2 protein-coding genes are annotated in these 1,479 nt (G+C 32.3%); both read left to right on the top strand.

Annotation, left to right across the window (positions count from 1 at the left end):
• Window positions 1–394, top strand: a 394-nt coding sequence (locus INF73_RS21105; protein WP_193547313.1) for a hypothetical protein, incomplete at its 5' end; no start/stop codon positions are given.
• Window positions 395–447: 53 nt separating this feature from the next.
• Window positions 448–1,338: a DNA adenine methylase gene (locus INF73_RS21100; RefSeq protein WP_193542885.1), complete on the top strand. Its 891-nt coding sequence runs from the start codon at window positions 448–450 to the stop codon at window positions 1,336–1,338.
• Window positions 1,339–1,479 lie beyond the last annotated feature (141 nt).

Genomic DNA, 1,479 nt, shown 5'->3' with positions numbered 1-1,479 from the left:
TGAACTGAGGACCCTTGACTGCTCTGAATATACTTTAGCCTCTGCTGTTGTTTGTCGTGTATTTCTTGAAAACGTATATTGTTTAACATATGAAAAATTATATGGGAATTATCCTGAAAAAATGCCAGAACATGTTGTTATGGATAAAATCATAAAGAAAATTGAAGAGAATAAAGTGCATCTCAACAAAAATGAAAAGAAAGCACTTGAAGCCTTAAAAAGGGTTCAAACGGACACTACGAATCCTCTTTCTCCAAAGACTCTTGGAGCAAATGCGCATGGAGGATTTTATCCTGATCCTAAAGCATTAAAGGTTCATTGGGATAATATTTCTCATATTCTTATGTTCATGCTAAGTAAAATATTTATCCAAAACTCTGGCCATGAAGCGTAAAATATCTTACAATACATTATTCCTTTGCCTATAAACATTTAATGGGAGAATATATGTCAGCCACACCTTCACCGCTAAGATACCCAGGAGGGAAAACAGGAATCCAAGGTATGGTCTCGGCGATAATACGCTCAAACGATATTAACGGTGGGCATTACGCTGAACCTTACGCTGGAGGTTGTGGGCTGGCTTTGTCTTTAATGTTTAATCAACATATTCATGAAATTCATTTGAACGATCTCGACCGTTCGATATGGGCTTTTTGGTATAGCATATTAAATAATACGCAGGATTTTATCGAAAAAATTAACGATACTGATGTGACAATAGATGAATGGTATAGACAAAGAGAACTCCAAAATGATAAGAATAAATGCGATGTATTCAATTTAGGTTTTTCAACTTTTTTCTTAAATAGAACTAACAGATCAGGTATTATTTTAAAAGCTGGAGTTATTGGTGGATTTGAGCAAAAAGGAAAGTACGCATTAGATTGTAGATTTAATAAAAAAAAATTGATAGATAAAATAAAAAGAATAAACAAATATAAACATAGGATTCATGTCTATAATATGGATGCTATTGATTTTATCAAAACTATGGATGTTTTTTTACCTGAAAAATCTATGTTTTGTATTGACCCGCCTTATTTTGATAAGGGATCTTTTTTATATACGAATTTCTACAATGCTGAGGATCATAAAACAGTATATGAGGCTATTTCAGAGATCAAACATCCTTGGATATTAACATATGATAATGCGAAGGAAATCAGGGAAATTTATGCTGAGTATAGTCAGTATTTGTATACTTTAAATTATTCCGCAGCTGAGAAAAAGGTTGGGACAGAACTTCTTATCGCGGCAAATGATATTTTTATACCTAAAAGTTTGGCATTAGAGAAGTGCAACAACGCTTCTTCAATTGCAGAAAATATATATTAGACAATGTAGCAATGTTAATATTGCGGCTAATTTTTAATTTATTGAAAATTTTTATATTATAGTGCGTAAGGGGACATGTTTATGCAGTTATTAAATACTTATGAAGAGAAGGAAGAAGCTGAACTTGCCTATATGAAAATA

Origin of the sequence: Enterobacter cloacae complex sp. P6RS (assembly GCF_014982245.1) — a bacterium.
GTDB classification, from domain to species: Bacteria; Pseudomonadota; Gammaproteobacteria; order Enterobacterales; family Enterobacteriaceae; genus Enterobacter; species Enterobacter bugandensis.
Note: the sequence above shows the minus strand (reverse complement) of the source record. Positions and strands in the feature narration are given on the sequence as shown.

What these genes read in the sequence shown, in the direction of transcription:
- INF73_RS21100 (WP_193542885.1), top strand. Translation starts at nt 448, where the DNA reads ATGTCAGCCACACCTTCACCGCTAAGATACCCAGGAGGGAAAACAGGA.